The sequence below is a fragment of the Thermomonas fusca genome, from assembly GCF_005862345.1.
GTDB classification, from domain to species: Bacteria; Pseudomonadota; Gammaproteobacteria; order Xanthomonadales; family Xanthomonadaceae; genus Thermomonas; species Thermomonas fusca.
Window position 1 is genome coordinate 646,157 of sequence record NZ_SROY01000002.1, and the last position, 16,572, is coordinate 662,728.

12 protein-coding genes are annotated in these 16,572 nt (G+C 69.1%); 10 read left to right on the forward strand and 2 right to left on the reverse strand.

The genetic code is table 11. From position 1 onward, the window contains the following. The first annotated feature begins 20 nt into the window (after positions 1-20). The 8 genes from E5S66_RS07205 to recJ all read left to right on the forward strand — a co-directional run bounded on the left by E5S66_RS07205 (position 21) and on the right by recJ (position 11,899). On the forward strand, positions 21-1,142 hold the full coding sequence (locus E5S66_RS07205) for a prephenate dehydrogenase (RefSeq protein ID WP_246037166.1): 1,122 nt from the start codon (positions 21-23) through the stop codon (positions 1,140-1,142). Between the two features lie 96 nt (positions 1,143-1,238). Then, positions 1,239-3,443: a DUF1631 family protein gene (locus E5S66_RS07210; RefSeq protein ID WP_138348576.1), complete on the forward strand. Its 2,205-nt coding sequence runs from the start codon at positions 1,239-1,241 to the stop codon at positions 3,441-3,443. A gap of 68 nt (positions 3,444-3,511) precedes the next feature. After that, the gene (dapB, locus tag E5S66_RS07215; protein WP_138348577.1) at positions 3,512-4,225 is read left to right on the forward strand and encodes a 4-hydroxy-tetrahydrodipicolinate reductase; all 714 of its coding nucleotides are present in this window, start codon (positions 3,512-3,514) and stop codon (positions 4,223-4,225) included. 191 nt (positions 4,226-4,416) lie between these two features. Next, positions 4,417-5,562: a glutamine-hydrolyzing carbamoyl-phosphate synthase small subunit gene (gene carA, locus E5S66_RS07220; protein ID WP_138348578.1), complete on the forward strand. Its 1,146-nt coding sequence runs from the start codon at positions 4,417-4,419 to the stop codon at positions 5,560-5,562. Then, entirely contained in the window at positions 5,555-8,803 is a 3,249-nt protein-coding gene (gene carB / locus E5S66_RS07225) for a carbamoyl-phosphate synthase large subunit (protein ID WP_138348579.1), read from the forward strand. The genes carA and carB overlap by 8 nt, the downstream gene beginning before the upstream one ends. Positions 8,804-8,814: 11 nt before the next feature. Next, positions 8,815-9,279 (forward strand): transcription elongation factor GreA, encoded by a 465-nt coding sequence (gene greA, locus E5S66_RS07230; RefSeq protein ID WP_028838314.1) that lies wholly within the window; start codon positions 8,815-8,817, stop codon positions 9,277-9,279. Between the two features lie 3 nt (positions 9,280-9,282). Beyond that, positions 9,283-10,188 (forward strand): phosphoglycerate mutase, encoded by a 906-nt coding sequence (locus tag E5S66_RS07235; RefSeq protein WP_246037167.1) that lies wholly within the window; start codon positions 9,283-9,285, stop codon positions 10,186-10,188. Between the two features lie 13 nt (positions 10,189-10,201). Next, positions 10,202-11,899, forward strand: coding sequence for a single-stranded-DNA-specific exonuclease RecJ (recJ, locus tag E5S66_RS07240; RefSeq protein ID WP_138348580.1), 1,698 nt, complete (start codon positions 10,202-10,204; stop codon positions 11,897-11,899). On the opposite strand, the gene E5S66_RS07245 is transcribed toward recJ, so the two are convergent. Then, positions 11,844-13,043: an acyltransferase family protein gene (locus E5S66_RS07245; RefSeq protein ID WP_138348581.1), complete on the reverse strand. Its 1,200-nt coding sequence runs from the start codon at positions 13,041-13,043 to the stop codon at positions 11,844-11,846. The two genes, recJ and E5S66_RS07245, sit on opposite strands and share 56 nt — an antisense overlap. Before the next feature lie 152 nt (positions 13,044-13,195). Here E5S66_RS07245 and E5S66_RS07250 point away from each other — a divergent pair, with 152 nt between their 5' ends. After that, complete coding sequence (locus E5S66_RS07250) at positions 13,196-14,074, forward strand: LytTR family DNA-binding domain-containing protein (protein WP_138348582.1); 879 nt, start codon at positions 13,196-13,198, stop codon at positions 14,072-14,074. A gap of 181 nt (positions 14,075-14,255) precedes the next feature. After that, positions 14,256-15,384 (forward strand): peptide chain release factor 2 gene (gene prfB / locus E5S66_RS07255; RefSeq protein ID WP_138348720.1). Its coding sequence is split into 2 segments (ribosomal slippage): positions 14,256-14,330 and positions 14,332-15,384, totalling 1,128 coding nucleotides; the frame shifts between segments, so codons are not numbered across the junction. Between the two features lie 6 nt (positions 15,385-15,390). Here prfB and E5S66_RS07260 read toward each other — a convergent pair. Further along, on the reverse strand, positions 15,391-16,473 hold the full coding sequence (locus E5S66_RS07260; RefSeq protein WP_138348583.1) for a GGDEF domain-containing protein: 1,083 nt from the start codon (positions 16,471-16,473) through the stop codon (positions 15,391-15,393). Positions 16,474-16,572 lie beyond the last annotated feature (99 nt).

The window sequence follows — 16,572 nt, forward strand, 5'->3', positions numbered from 1 at the left end:
TCCCTCGCGGAGCCCGTTCCTTGTCCGAACCCACGCAGCGTCCACGCATCGGCATCGTCGGCAGCGCCGGCGCCTACGGGCGTTGGCTGCGCGCGTTCTTCGAAACCCGGATGGGCCTGGAAGTGATCGGCCACGATCCCGCCGATCCGGCCGCCACTGGCGAGGATGCCCTGCTGGAACAGGCCGACGTGCTGCTGTTCTCGGCGCCGATCCGGCGCACGCCGGAATTGATCGAACGTTACGTGCGGTTGTCCGCCGGCCGCGAGGCGGGCCGGCTGTGGTTGGACGTCACCTCGGTCAAGGCCGCGCCGGTCGCGGCGATGCTGCGCTCGCAGGCCGAGGTGGCCGGGCTGCACCCGATGGCCGCGCCACCCAAGTCGCCGACCCTCAAGGGCCGGGTGCTGGTGGTCTGCGAAGCGCGGCTGTCTTCGTGGCGGCCGTGGCTGGAATCGCTGCTGGCGGCGCTGGAAGCCGAGTGCGTGCGCGCCACGCCCGAGCGCCACGACCGCGCGATGGCGCTGGTGCAGGCGATGGTGCATGCCTCGCACCTGGCCCAGGCCGGCGTGCTGCGCGAACAGGCCGGCCTGGTCGGCCCGCTGGCCGCACTGATGCCGCTACGCTCGGCTTCGTTCGAAATGGACGCCGCCGTTGCCGCGCGCATCCTGTCGCTGAACCCGGCGATCTACGAGGACATCCAGTTCGGCAATCCGCACGCCCCGGAGGCGCTGCGCGCGCTGGCGGCGCAGCTGGCGCGGATGGCGACGCTGGTCGGGCAGGGTGACGATGTCGCCCGCGCCGGGTTTCGCGCCGAGTTTCTGGATGCCAACCGCGACGCCTGGGGCGAGCAGGCGCTGGCGCTGGGCAACTACACCTACGAACGCATCGGCTACCTGCTGGCCGACCTGTCCGACACGCACACCCTCGGCGTCCACCTGCCCGAGGACCGGCCCGGTTCGCTGCGCAGCCTGCTGCACGTGTTCGAACGGCGCGGGGTCAACATCGCCTCGCTGCATTCCTCGCGCACCCAAGCCGGCGAGCTGCACTTCCGGCTCGGCTTCAGCGCCGGCACCCCGGCCGGGCAGCTGGCGGATGCGGTGGCCGAGCTGGCGCAGACCGGGATCGGCCGGGTCCTGCCGGACTGAACGTCGAAACGCTGCATGGTTCCATGACGGCCGTCACTCATCACGTTCCTGAATCGGCGTAATGTTGCGGTTGGGTCACTCCCGGCAGAGCAAGCCATGACGTTCCGTTCCCCCGCGGAATCCCCAACTCCGACGCTGTCGCGTGCCAACGGCCCGTTGCTCGACGCGCTGCAGAAGCACGTGCTCGACCGCGCCGTGCCGGCGCTCGACCGCGCCTTGGCCGATCTCGACGACTACCTGTTCGACCGCAGCCAGTCGGGCGAGGAGTCTCTGGGCCTGATGGCGCTGCGCGACATGCGCCGCGCGCGCAGCGACCTGTCCCGGGGTTTCCGGGGTGTTGTCCACAACCGCTTCCGCGCCCTGCACGGCGATCATGTCGCCGCGGGCGAGGGCGAAGGCGAGGACGGCGGCAGCCTCAGCCTCGTCGCCGAAGAAGACCTGGAAGAGCAGCTGGCGATCGAGCAGCTTTCGGCGTCGGTGCTGCGCACGCACGCATCGGCTTTCGATGCCGTGCGCAAGCGTTTCCTCGTCGTGGTCGGGTTGACCGAGCTGCGGCCGCAGGAGAATCCGCTGGATCCGGTGTTCCTGGCCGGCGCGCTGGGCAAGGCCATGGGCCAGCTGGAGATCAGCGCCGAGCTGCGGATCGTGGTGTTCAAGTTCTTCGAGCGCGAGCTGACCGGCGCCCTCGGCGAGATCTACGACCGCTGCAATACCGTGATGGCAACCGCGGGCATCTTGCCCGAGCTGCACGTCAATCGCGCCCCCACGCGCGTGCAGAAGCCGGTTTCGCCGGGTCACGCCGACCCGCGTGACAGCGAGGTCGCGCAGCGGCAAGGCGCACCCGATGAGGGCGCCGCGGCGCAGATCAGCCCCGCCGACCAGGCTGCCTTTGCCAACATGCTCGGCATGCTGCAGGGCTGGCGCTCGGCGACCGGACTGGCCGCCCCCGGTGGACAGCAGGGCATGGGACCGGCGCTGCCCACCAACGATCTGCTGTCGATCCTGTCGCTGATGCAACATGACGGCAGTGCACACTTCACTCCCGCCGGCGAGGCCGAACAATCCCTGGCCGGTCAGCTGCGCCAGCAGATGACGCAGAGCGCGCGCAAGCTGGGCGTGCGCGGCGACAACATCAATCTGGACGGGCTGGACGGCGATGCAGTCGATCTGGTCGCGCTGCTGTTCGACGTGCTGCTGGACGGTCCGCAGTACGACACCCAGATCCGCCAGAAGATCGGCCGCATGCTGGTGCCGTACGTGAAGGTGGCGGTGAAGGACCGGCGGATGTTCATGTTCAAGGAACATCCCGCACGCAAGCTGCTGAACACCGTGGCCGAGGCCTGCGAAGGCAATCGCGGCGAGGCCCCGCAGGAGCGCGAGCTGCTGACCCGCGTCGACCACACCATCGACCGGCTGGTGGCTGAATTCAACGAAGATGTGGCGATTTTCGAAACGCTGGAGCAGGAGTTGCGCGGGTACATGGCGCAGCACCGCAAGCGCTTCGAACTGGCCGAAAAGCGCACCGCCGAAGCGCAGCGCGGGCGCGAACGCCTGGAGCACGCGCGCAAGGTGGTGGCTGAAGACCTGGACCGGTTGCGCGGCGAACGGCTGCTGCCGCCGGTCATCGGCGAGTTCCTGGCCCGCCACGCCAACCATCACCTCACCCAGGTGGCGTTGCGTGATGGTCGCGGCGCGCCCCGCTACGAGGATGGGTTGCACGCGGTGGGACAGCTGCTGATCGCGTTCGATCACGCGGCGGCCGGCGTTGCATCTGATTCGGCGGCGTTGCAGCCGGACGATGGCCTGTGCGCCATCCTTGCCAGTGCCGGCTGCACCGGCGAAGCCGCGCAGGCGGCCGTGGCTGCGCTGCGCGATTCGCTGTCGCGGCTGCTGGCCGGGCAGGCGGCGCTGGAAGACGACGCGCGCATGCCGCTGCAGGTGGCGGTGGCCGAGGCGGCGTCCGAACAGGAGCCGCAGCTGGAAGTCGTGGTCGGCAGCGCCGGCCTGGATTATGACGCAGCCATGCTCGAGCGCATCCGCAGCCTGCAGATCGGCGACTGGATCCAGCTCGCCGCTGCCGACGGTCATTTCGCTCCGGCCAAGGTGTCGTGGATCAGCCCGATCTCGGCGCGGCTGCTGCTGGTGAACCGCCGCGGCATCCGCGTGCTGGTCGCATCGGTGGAAGAACTGGCGGTCATGGCCAAGCTCGACCGGGTGATCGTGCGCGATGGCGAAACCGCCTTCGAGGATGCCATGCACCAGGTCGCCGGCCGCCTGCAGAGCGTTTCCGGCCGGGCCTGATCGGCACCCGGCGGCACCACGATTGCTTTCGGCTTGCCGCTGGCATCCGCGCCGGCTAGCCTGCGCGAATGACGACGACGCCGGTTCGACTGTTGATCCACGGGGCCACGGGCAGGATGGGGCAGGCGCTGTTGCGCCTGTGCCGCGAGCAGGATTCCGGCTGCGAGGTCGTGGCGGCGGTCGCGCGCCGGGTCGATGCGCGGGTGGTCGACGGCGTACCGCAGTTCGCCGCGGCGGAGCTGGCCGGCGTGCCGGCGTTCGATGTCGCGATCGATTTCAGCCTGCCGGAAGGCTTCGACGCGATCCTTTCGCTGTGCATCGCACGCGGCGCGGCGCTGGTGTCCGGCACTACCGGGTTGTCCGATGCGCAGAAGGCGCAGCTGGACACCGCCTCCACCAAGATCCCGGCGGCATGGGCCAGCAATTTCAGCCTTGGCGTGGCGGTGCTGCACGAACTGGTGGCGCGCGCCGCCACGCTGCTGCCGGGCTGGGACTGCGACATCGTCGAGGCCCACCACACCCGCAAGCTGGACGCCCCCTCTGGCACCGCGCTGACGCTGGGTGCGGCGGCGCAGGCGGGCGGCGCCCAGCCGCATTACGCCTCGATCCGCGCCGGCGACATCGTCGGCGAACACCTGGTGCAGTTCGCCGCCGCCGGTGAGCGCATCGAGCTGGCGCATCGCGCCAGCAACCGCGACATTTTTGCCCGCGGTGCGCTGCATGTCGCGACGCGCCTGCGTGGGCGCACCCCGGGAAGCTATCGGGTGGCGGAACTGCTGTAGCGGGCGGCCTGCGCCGGTGCGCCGGTGCTGCGCGCACCGCGATTTCCTGCATCGGGGCTGACGCGGCCGGCACGCCGATGCTGGCGTCCGCCGGGTCGCATCGGTACAATTCCCGCTCGCCTAACCCCCCCAGCTCCGAACCGGCAGCCCCGCTTCGGCGCTTTCTTGCAACCTGACGCAAGGCGATGCACTTGAATATTCCCGCCATTCTCGCGCTTGAAGACGGTACGGTCTTCGAGGGCATTTCCGTGGGCGCGCCCGGCCTGTCCGTGGGCGAAGCGGTGTTCAACACCGCGATGACCGGCTACCAGGAGATCCTCACCGATCCCTCCTATGCGCGCCAGCTGGTCATGCTGACCTATCCGCATATCGGCAACACCGGCTGCACCGACCAGGACGACGAGGCCGCGCAGGCCTGGGCGGCCGGGTTGATCGTGCGCGACGTGCCGCGCCGGCCCAGCAACTGGCGCAGCCAGGTGGCGTTGCCGGAATGGCTGCAGACGCGCGGCATCCGCGCGATCGCCGGCATCGACACCCGCAGGCTGACCCGCATCCTGCGCGAGCGCGGTTCGCAGAACGCGGCGCTGCTGGCGGCGGCCAGCCACGACGAGGTGCTGGACGTCGAACATGCCATCGAGGCGGCGCGCAAGTTCCCCGGCCTGAAGGACATGGACCTGGCCAAGGTGGTCAGCACGGCCGAACCCTATCGCTGGAGCGAAGGCCAGCTGGACCTCGACAGCAATACGTTCGTGAGCGCCGAGCCGAAGTTCAAGGTCGTCGCCTACGACTTCGGTGCCAAGCGCAACATCCTGCGCATGCTGGCCGAGCGCGGCTGCGACGTGCACGTGGTGCCGGCGCAGACGCCTGCAGCCGAAGTGCTGGCGATGCAGCCCGACGGGGTGTTCCTGTCCAACGGTCCCGGCGATCCCGCGCCGTGCGACTACGCCATCGATGCGATACGCGAATTCCTCAAGGCGAAGATCCCGCTGTACGGCATCTGCCTCGGTCACCAGCTGCTGGGCCTGGCGGTCGGCGCTCGCACCATGAAGATGCCGCACGGCCACCACGGCGCCAACCACCCGGTGCAGGACCTCGACAGCGGCCGGGTGCTGATCACTTCGCAGAACCACGGCTTCTGCATCGACGAGGCCAGCCTGCCGGCGAACGCGCGGGTCACCCACCGCTCGCTGTTCGACGGCACCAACCAGGGCATCGAGTTGACCGACGCACCAGCCTTCAGTTTCCAGGGACACCCGGAAGCCAGCCCTGGCCCGCAGGACGTGTCGCCGCTGTTCGATCGTTTCGTTGCGTTGATGGAGAAGCACAGCAATGCCTAAGCGCACCGACCTCAAGACCATCCTCATCATCGGCGCCGGTCCGATTGTCATCGGCCAGGCCTGCGAGTTCGACTACTCCGGTGCGCAGGCGTGCAAGGCGCTGCGCGAGGAGGGCTACCGGGTGGTGCTGGTGAACAGCAACCCGGCCACGATCATGACCGACCCGGACATGGCCGATGCGGTCTACATCGAGCCGATCAACTGGCAGACGGTCGAGAAGATCATCGCCAAGGAAAAGCCCGACGCGATCCTGCCGACCATGGGCGGGCAGACCGCGCTGAACTGCGCGCTGGACCTGGCCGACAACGGCGTGCTGGAGAAGTACGACGTCGAGCTGATCGGCGCCAAGCGCGACGCCATCCGCATGGCCGAGGACCGCGAGCTGTTCAAGCAGGCGATGACCGAGATCGGGCTGGACAGCCCGCGCTCGGAGGTGGCCAAGACCTACGAGCAGGCGGTGGAGATCCAGGCCAGCGTCGGTTTTCCCACCATCATCCGGCCTTCGTTCACGCTGGGCGGGACCGGCGGCGGCATCGCCTACAACCGCGAAGAGTTCGAGGACATCGTCAAGCGCGGCCTCGAGCTGTCGCCGACCAGCGAAGTGCTGGTGGAAGAATCGGTGCTGGGCTGGAAGGAATTCGAGATGGAAGTGGTCCGCGACACCGCGGACAACTGCATCATCGTCTGCAGCATCGAGAATTTCGACGCGATGGGCGTGCACACCGGCGACAGCATCACCGTCGCCCCGGCGCAGACCCTGACCGACAAGGAATACCAGCGCCTGCGCGATGCCTCGATCGCGGTGCTGCGCAAGATCGGCGTCGATACCGGTGGTTCCAACGTGCAGTTCGGCATCAATGCGAAGGACGGCCGCGTGGTCGTCATCGAGATGAACCCGCGCGTGTCGCGTTCGTCCGCGCTGGCGTCGAAGGCGACCGGTTTCCCGATCGCCAAGGTCGCGGCCAAGCTGGCGGTCGGTTACACCCTGGACGAGCTGAAGAACGAAATCACTGGCGGGTTGACCCCGGCCAGCTTCGAGCCGTCGATCGACTACGTGGTCACCAAGATCCCGCGTTTCGCGTTCGAGAAGTTCCCGGCTGCCGACGCGCGCCTGACCACCCAGATGAAGTCGGTGGGCGAGGTGATGGCGATCGGCCGCAGCTTCCAGGAGTCGCTGCAGAAGGCGCTGCGCGGGCTGGAGACCGGCAAGATCGGGCTCGACCCGACCGGCCTGGACCTGGCCAGCGAAGACGGCCTGCTGGCGCTGCGCCGCGAGATGAAGGAGCCCGGCCCCGAGCGCATCTTCCACATCGCCGACGCCTTCCGCGCCGGCATGAGCGTGGAGGACGTGCACGCGCTGTCGTTCGTCGATCCGTGGTTCCTCGACCAGATCGAGGAGCTGATCGACGCCGAGATGGACGTGATCCATCGCGGCCTCGATGGCCTGGATGCCAAGCGCCTGCGGGCGCTCAAGCGCATGGGCTTTTCCGATGCCCGCGTCGCCCAGTTGGCCGGCACCAACGAAACCGCGGTGCGCGCGCTGCGCAAGGCGTTCGGCGTGCGCCCGGTGTACAAGCGCGTGGACAGCTGCGCCGGCGAGTTCGCCACCGGCACCGCCTACCTGTATTCGACCTACGAGGACGAGTGCGAGGCCGCGCCCAGCGACCGCAAGAAGATCATGGTGCTCGGCGGCGGTCCCAACCGCATCGGCCAGGGCATCGAGTTCGACTACTGCTGCGTGCACGCGGCGCTGGCCCTGCGCGAGGACGGCTACGAGACCATCATGGTCAACTGCAACCCGGAAACCGTGTCCACCGACTACGACACCTCCGACCGCCTGTACTTCGAGCCGCTGACGCTGGAAGACGTGCTGGAGATCGTGGAACTGGAGAAGCCCTGGGGCGTGATCGTGCAGTACGGCGGGCAGACCCCGCTTAAGCTGGCGAAGGCGCTGGAAGCCAACGGCGTGCCTATCATCGGCACCTCGCCGGACTCCATCGACCTGGCCGAGGACCGCGAGCGCTTCCAGAAGCTGGTCGACGACCTCGGCCTGAAGCAGCCGCCGAACCGCACCGCGCGCAGCCCCGAGGAGGCGCTGGCACACGCCCGCGACATCGGTTATCCGCTGGTGGTGCGCCCGAGCTACGTGCTGGGCGGCCGGGCGATGGAAGTGGTGCATGCCGACGCCGACCTCGCCCGCTACATGCGCGAGGCGGTGAAGGTCAGCCACGATTCGCCGGTGCTGCTGGATCGTTTCCTCGACAACGCGGTGGAAGTGGACATCGACGTGATCGCCGACCGCGACGGCAACGTGTTGGTGGGCGGCGTGATGGAGCACATCGAGGAGGCCGGCGTGCATTCCGGCGACTCGTCCTGCTCGCTGCCGCCGTACTCGCTGTCGGCGCGCACCCAGGAGCGCCTGCGCGAGCAGGTGGTCGCGCTGGCCAAGGCGCTGCACGTGATCGGGCTGATGAACACCCAATTCGCGGTGCAGGTCGGCGTGGCAGAAGGTGACGAAGCCGACACCATCTTCCTGCTGGAAGTGAACCCGCGCGCCAGCCGCACCGTGCCGTTCGTGTCCAAGGCGATCGGCCGCCCGCTGGCCAAGATCTCGGCGCGCTGCATGGCCGGAATGACGCTGGCCGAGCAGGGCGCGACCGAAGAGATCGTGCCGTCGTATTACTCGGTCAAGGAAGCGGTGTTCCCGTTCGCCAAGTTCCAGAACGTCGATCCGATTCTCGGCCCGGAAATGCGCTCCACCGGCGAGGTGATGGGCGTGGGCCGCAGCTTCGAGGCGGCGTTCGCGCGCGCCGAGGAAGCCGCCAACATCCGCGCGCCGCAGCCGGGCAAGGCCTTCATTTCGGTGCGTGACCCCGACAAGGCGCGGGTGCTGGACGTGGCCCGTACCATGCTGGAACGCGGCTTCAATCTGGTCGCCACCAGCGGCACCGCCGACCACCTGAACGCGCACGGCGTCGCCTGCGAGCGCGTCAACAAGGTGGCCGAAGGCCGTCCGCACATCGTCGACCTGATCAAGAACGGCGAGATCAGCTACATCGTCAACACCACCGAGGGGCGGCAGGCCATCGCCGACTCCTTCTCGATCCGCCGCGAGGCGCTGCAGGCGCGCGTCACCTATTCCACCACGGTGGCCGGTGCGCGGGCGCTGCTGCACTCGCTGGACCACCGCGGCAAGGGCGACGTGCTCTCGCTGCAGGAACTGCACAAGGAGCTGGCATGAGCCGTGCACCCATCACCGCCAAGGGCGCGCAGCGCCTGCGCGCGGAACTGGAAGAACTGAAGTCGGTCAAGCGTCCCGCGGTGATCGAGGCGATCGCCGAGGCGCGCGCCCACGGCGATCTCAAGGAGAACGCCGAGTACCACGCCGCGCGCGAGCAGCAGGGCTTCATCGAAGGCCGCATCAAGCATCTGGAAGCGGAGCTGTCGCACGCCCAGGTCATCGACGTGTCCCAGCTCGCCGCCGGCGACAAGGTGGTGTTCGGCGCCACCGTGGTGCTGGTGGATTGCGATACCGACGAGGAGAAGACCTACCAGATCGTCGGCGACCTCGAGGCCGACATCAAGCAGGGCCTGATCGCGATTTCCTCGCCGGTGGCGCGCGCCATGATCGGCAAGAACGAAGGGGACGCCATCACCATCGAGGCGCCGGGCGGTACCCGCGAGTACGAGATCATTTCGGTCGCGTACAAGGGCTGAGCCGTGGCGCGGCTGACGCTGCTGTTGCCGGCGGCATCGCGGTTTGCCGGCGTCGCCCTGCCGCCCGCATTGGCGCAGGCGCTGGGGCGCGCCGACCGCGCACGTGCCGTTCCCGGCGAGCCGGAGTTGCTGGCCCGCCATTTCGACCTGCGGCCGCGCGGCTGGCCGGCGGCGGCGCTGACACGGCTGCTGGACGCGGGCGAAAACGAAGCGCGCGGCGCGACCTGGCTGCGCGCCGATCCCGCGCATATCCGCCCCGACATCAACGGCGCACGCCTGCTCGGGGTGGGCGCGAACCTGGGCATGGACCAAGCCGACGTGGACGCGTTGCTGCCCGTGCTGCGCCCGCTGTTCGACGATGCCGGTTTCATGCTGGACGCTCCGCATCCGGCCCGCTGGTACCTGCGCCTGCCGGCCGGCACGCCGCTGCCGGCGTTCGCCCCGCCCGAGCAGGCGCTGGGCGATGACGTTTTCGAACACGCGCAGCGCGATGACGCGGCGCGGCGCTGGCGCGTGCTGGAAAGCGAGCTGCAGATCACCCTGCACAACCATCCGCACAACGCGGCACGGCTGGCCTCGGGCCGGGTGCCGGTGAACGCGCTGTGGTTCTGGGGTGGCGGGGACTTGCCCGGCGCGGTATCGGCCGACGCAGCCACCGTGTATTCCGACGATCCCGCGGTGCTGGGCGCGGCCCGATTGGGCAAGCTGCAGGGCATGCCGCGCCCGCATTCGATCAGGTCCAAGGTGCTGCGCTGGTCGACCTGCGCGGTCAGCGCGAACCGCGCGCGTTGCTTGAGCACTGGCTGGCGCCGGCGGCCGCGCGCGGCGAAGCGATTTTCGATTTTGCCGATGGCCTGTCGTTCGCGCTGCACCGCGGTCAGCGCTGGCGCTTGTGGCGCAGGCCGATGACGGCGATTCCCGGGTGAGCGCGGTGCGCCGCATCGTCCGCCGGCCGGCTGCCGAACCGAGCGGCGACTGGCCCGAGCATTGGCCTGACCTGCTGCGTCGCGTGCATGCCGCGCGCGGCAGCGATGCGCGCGCGGCGATGCCGCGGCTGGCCGACCTGCTGCCCCCCTCGGATCTGCTGGGCATCGACGCGGCGGTGCAGCTGCTGCGCGCGGCGATCGACGCGGATGCGCACATCCTTGTTGTCGGCGATTTCGACTGCGACGGCGCCACCGCCTGTGCGGTGGGCGTGCGCGGCCTGCGCCTGCTGGGCGCGCGCCGGGTTTCCCACGCGGTGCCCAACCGCATCGTCCACGGCTACGGGCTGAGTCCCGGACTGGTGGAGGAACTGGCGGCGCTGCAGCCCGATCTGGTGGTCACGGTGGACCACGGCATCGCCTGCCATGCCGGCATCCAGGCGGCGAAGGCGCTCGGCTGGCAGGTGCTGGTCACCGACCACCACCTGCCGGGCCCGACGCTGCCGCCGGCCGACGCCATCGTCAATCCCAACCAGCCCGGCTGCGGCTTCGCCAGCAAGGCGTTGGCCGGGGTGGGGGTGATGTTCTACGTCCTGTTGGCGCTGCGCGCCGCGATGGCATCGAAGGCCGACCTCTCCGTTCTGCTGGATCTGGTCGCGGTGGGCACGGTGGCGGACATGGTGCCGCTGGACGCCAACAACCGGGCGCTGGTCGGCGCCGGGCTGCGGCGGCTGCGGGCCGGGCAGGGCAGTGCCGGGCTGCGGGCGTTGATTGAAGTCTCGGGCCGGCGCGATGCCACCCTGTCCACCGCCGATGTCGGGTTCGCCATCGGGCCGCGCATCAACGCCGCGGGCCGGCTGGAAGACATGGGCATCGGCATCGAATGCCTGCTCATCGACGATGCGATGCAGGCGCGCGAGCTGGCCGCCATCCTGCACGGCATCAACGACGAGCGCCGCGCGCTGCAGGCCGACATGCAGGACGTGGCGGAGACAAAGCTGGACGGCATCGATGCCAGCCACGCGGCCTGCCTGTTCGATCCCGACTGGCATCCCGGCGTGGTCGGGCTGGTGGCGTCCAAGCTGAAGGAGCGCCTGCACCGGCCCGCCATCGCCTTCGCGCCGGCCGAGCCGGACGGCGACATGCTGCGCGGATCGGCGCGTTCGATTCCCGGCTTCCACGTCCGCGACGCGCTGGCGCTGGTGGATGCGCGCCATCCCGGCCTGATTCCGCGCTTCGGTGGTCACGCGATGGCGGCGGGCCTGACCCTGCCGCGCGAGGCTTTCCCGATGTTCCGCGATGCCTTCGTGCAGGTCGCGCGCGAGTGGCTGGACCCCGCGCTGCTGACCGAGGAGCTGCGCAGCGACGGCGAACTGCGCGCGGAAGAGTTGCGGGCTGACGTCGCGCTGGCGCTGCGCGACGGTGGCCATTGGGGACAGGGCTACCCGGAGCCGTTGTTCGACGGCGAGTTCGAGGTGCTGGGTTTCCGCGTGCTGAAGGAACGCCACCTCAAGCTGGAACTCGGCCTCGGCGGGCGCCGCTGCAACGCCATCCATTTCAACGGCTGGAATGGCGAGGAGCCGGGCCGACGCATCCATGTCGCCTACCGGCTAGCGCCCGACGATTATCGCGGCGGCGATGCTATCCAGCTTGTGGTGGTGCATCGGCAAGCGGCAGCCGCTTCGCCTCCCGCCTGAGGCCGAACAGCGGCCGCAGCACCGGGACCCGGCGGATCAGTTCGTAGCCGCCGAAGCACGCCGCGAAGGTCAGCACCACCAGCAGCGGGCCCTCCAGCAGCGGCGGCAGGGCCAGCGGTTTGGCCGTATGCGCCAGCGCGACGATGACGGTCTGGTGCAGGATGTAGACCGGGAACACCGCCGGCGCCAGGTAGCGCAGGGCGGGGCTGTCGACATCGCGCAGGCGGTAGGCGTAGCCGAACATGGCCGCGATCGCGCACCACTGGTTGATGCCCCAGACCAGCCGCAACAGCAGGCGCAGGGTCTCGGGCGGCGGCACTTCGTCGCTGTAGCCGGAGAAGTACCAGACGCCGGCGATCACGGCGTAGCCGGCCAGGGCGATGCCCAGCGCGACCTTGCGATGGCGCTGCAGCGCTTCCCAGAAGCCGGTCGAGAACGCCAGCAGGTAACCCAGCAGGAACATGGGCAGGTACTGGGCGTGGTTGTACCAGTCGTCCACCAGGTCATGGGTGGACTCGAAGCGCCCCGCCAACGCCAGCCGCGCCAGCGCCAGCCACGCCATCGGCCACAACAGCGCGCCCGGGCCCGACAGTCGCCGCCCGAGCCAGCCACCGACCGATTGCATCGCCGCCGGCGCCAGTTTCAACAGCAGCCACAGGACGACGGTATAGGCCCACAGGTAAGCGAGGAACCACAGGTGGTTCCAGGTCGGCGCGTCCACGCAGTCGCCGGGTGCCGCGCAGTAGAAGTCGCCGCCCCGCAGGTAGGTGCCCATGAACGCGGCGTAGCCGGCGTGGAAGCCGCCCGGCACCTTTTCGACCAGTTCGTAATAGACCTGCGGCGGCACCACGACGTACATGCCGAACACCAGCGGCAGCAGCAGCCGCCACGAGCGCGGGCCGAGGAAGCGCCCATCGCCACGGTTCGCCTTGGCCAGCAGGAAGGCGGTGGCCACGCCCGAGACCACGAACAGCAGCGACATCCGCCACGGACTGGTCAGCAGCATCAGCGGTTCCAGCGTGGCGCTGGCGTGCGGGCTTTTGACGTGCCAGTCCCAGCTCACGTAGTACATGCCCACGTGGTAGAGCACCAGCAGGCCGAAGGCGAGGACACGAACCCGGTCGATATCGAGGCGGCGCTGCATGGGAATGGCCGTTGCGAAGGAGCCGCCAGCGTTCCGTCCTCCGGTCGGGCCTGCCACCCCTGAGTGACCGTGCGACGCGGGTTTGGGACGGGCCGCGGAACCGGGGGACGAAGCGGGAACGGAGCGCCCGGCCCCGCCCCTACAATGCGCGGATGCAACCGGCTGACCCGACTCTCTACCAGCGTTACCAGCCGTGGCGCCGCGGCGTCGAGGCCGGGTTCTGGGTCGTCCAGTACCTGGTTTCGGCATTGGCCAACAGCATCACCGTGAATATGGACGTGCGCCGGCTGCATCTGGGGTTCAGCGCCTGGCAGCCGGCGGTCTGGGAAACCAGCTCGGCGCTGGTCGCGCTGGCGCTGGTGCCGGCGGTGGTCTGGTTTACCCGCCGGTTCCCGCTGCGGCTTGAAGACTGGCGGCGGGTGCTGGCGCTGCACCTGCTGGGGAGCCTGGCTTGGTCGGCCCTGCACGTGGCCGGAATGGTGGTACTGCGCAAAGCGGCGTACGCCAGCGTCGGGGACAGCTACGACTTCACGCCCTGGTTGTGGGAATTCGGCTACGAATACCTGAAGGACGTGCGCTCCTACGCCGGCGTGGTCCTGACCATCGAGGGCTACCGCCTGCTGCTGCGCCGCCTGCAGGGCGAGGCCATGCTGCTGTCGCTGCCTGACGAAGGCCCGCCGGTGGAGCCGGTGGAACGCCCCGAGCGCTTCCTGGTGCGCAAGCTGGGCAGGGAATTCCTGTTGGCGGCCAACGACATCGAATGGCTGCAGGCCTCCGGCAACTACGTGAACCTGCGCGTCCGTGGCCACGACTACCCCCTGCGCAGCACCCTGGCCGGCATCGAGGCACGGCTGGACCCGGCGCGCTTCGCACGGGTCCACCGCAGCTACATGGTCAACCTCGACCGCATCGTCTCCATCGAGCCGCTGGAGACCGGCGACGCCCGCGTGCATATGCAGGACGGCGCGAAGCTGCCGTGCAGCCGCACCTATCGCGGCGATCTGCGGCAGCGCGCCGGGCTGGAGGGTTGAGACCCGTGGGGTTCCCCCGACCTGGGCCAGCCCCAATCCGGGACAAGCGTCGCCAGGCCCGCGCGTCGTAGCGCCCACTACGATCCTGTGCGCGGAAAGCCGGCGCAAGCGTTGCGCCGCGGCGTAAGGGGCGCCGCGCGCTGCTAAAATGCGCGATTCATCCGAACACGCGGTTTTCCCCATGATCGAGCTCAATCCCATCCGAGCCCGCATCGCCGACCTGACCGGTCGGCTCGATGCGCTCCGGGGGTATCTTTGACTACGACACCAAGCGCGAACGCCTGGAAGAAGTAGAACGCGAACTGGAACATCCGGGCGTCTGGAACGATCCCGCCCGCGCGCAGGCGCTGGGGCGCGAGCGTTCGCTGCTGGACAAGACCGTCAACGGCATCCGCAACCTGACTGATGGTCTGGTCGGCGCCGGCGAGCTGCTGGAACTGGCCGAGATGGAAGACGACGAGGACACCGCGCAGGCCGTGGTAGCCGACGTCGATCAGTACGAGAAAGGCGTGGAGGCGATCGAGTTCCAGCGCATGTTCTCGGGGCAGATGGACAGCTGCAACGCCTTCGTCGACATCCAGGCCGGCGCCGGTGGCACCGAAGCGCAGGACTGGGCGGAAATCCTGCTGCGCATGTACCTGCGCTGGTGCGAGTCGCGCGGCTGGAAAACCGAGCTGCTGGAAGCCTCCGGCGGCGACGTGGCCGGCATCAAGTCCGCTACCTTCCGGGTGGAGGGCGAATACGCCTATGGCTGGCTGAAGACCGAAATCGGCGTGCACCGGCTGGTGCGCAAGTCGCCGTTCGACTCCGACAACCGCCGCCACACCAGCTTCACCAGTGTGTTCGTGTCGCCGGAAGTGGATGACGACATCGACATCGAGATCAACCCGGCCGACCTGCGCACCGATGTCTATCGTTCCAGCGGCGCCGGCGGCCAGCACGTCAACAAGACCGAGTCGGCGGTGCGCATTACCCACGTTCCCACCAACACGGTGGTCGCCTGCCAGACCGAGCGCAGCCAGCATGCCAATCGCGACCGCGCGATGAAGATGCTGGCGGCCAAGCTCTACGAGCTGGAAGTGCAGAAGCGCAACGCCGAGAAGGACGCACTGGAAGCGACCAAGTCCGACGTGGGCTGGGGCAGCCAGATCCGGAACTACGTGCTGGACCAGAGCCGGATCAAGGATCTGCGCACCGGCATCGAGCGCAGCGATACCCAGAAGGTGTTGGACGGCGACCTCGACGAATTCGTCGAAGCCAGCCTCAAATCGGGCCTGGAGGCCGGCGCCAAGCGTAACGACGCGGTCTGAGCGCGCTCACCCCTGTGCGCGCAGCGCCTTGAGGCTGCGCGCGCGGGCAGCTGCCGACGAGGTGGAGACGATCCGCGGCACGCTGGACATCACGGTGACGATGCCATCGGCCGCTTCCGGCTGTTCCAGCACCGCTTCGGCGGTGGCGTTGTCGGGTAGCTGCGCCCCCCAGTAGCCCACCCAGGCGTCGCGATGGCGCTTGGCCGCGTACAGGGCGCGATCGGCCATGCGCAATGCGTAGTCCCAGCAGCTGGCCGGCGACGGTTCGTCGCCGCTGTCGAAGAACGGAATCGGCGCCAGCCCCAGCGACACCGTGATCAGCCGCGCGGCGTGGGTGGTTTCCAGCGTGTAGGCCATTGCCCGGCGCAACCGCGCGGCGACCTGTTCGGCCTGTTCGCGGGTCAGGCTGGTGCAGGCGACCAGGAATTCTTCGCCGCCCCAGCGCGCCACCAGGTCGGTGGGCCGGCAGGCCGCCTTCAGCTTTGCCGCCAGTGCGACCAGCACCTCGTCGCCGACGTGGTGGCCGTGGCTGTCGTTGATCTGTTTGAAATGGTCGACATCGATCAGGAACAGCACGTGGCGGGTGCCATCCGGGCCGCGCTGGGCCGCCAGCGCATCGAGCTTGCGCGTGGCCGCGCGGCGGTTGCCGAGCCCAGTCAATACGTCGACCTCGCTGAGCCGGCGCAGCTGCCGATGGCGCTTGCGCAGCAGCAGCCCGAAGCTGGTCGCCGCCGCCAGCAGCAGGATCAGTACCGCGATCACCGCTGCCGACAGCAGCCTTGCCTTTTCGTTTTCCAGCGCCTGGATGCGGCTTTCGTTGCGCATCCGCTCCAGCTCGCGCTGGGACGACAGCGCCTGGCTGTGCGCCTGCAGCTCCGCCAGCGCGGTGGTCTGCCGCGAAAGGCTGCCCTGCAGGCTCATGCATTGGGTCAGTTGCAGGTTGCTCTCCGCGCCCTGCGGCGGGGCGGGGGTGCCGGTGGCCGCGGTCAGCGGCAGTGATGCCAGCAAGAGGAGAAGAGCGGCAAGGATGCGCATGGCGTCGGAATAATGGCGTTGGGTCTGCTCATGCAGGAAATGTGCCGTGGCCACGGCAATGCCGCTGCGCCGCGGGTTGCGGCGGTCGCTCTGGTATTCTTTCCGGCCTGCATCAACCCCCCATTCCCCTGTGGCACGCCGCTGCCGTCAGCG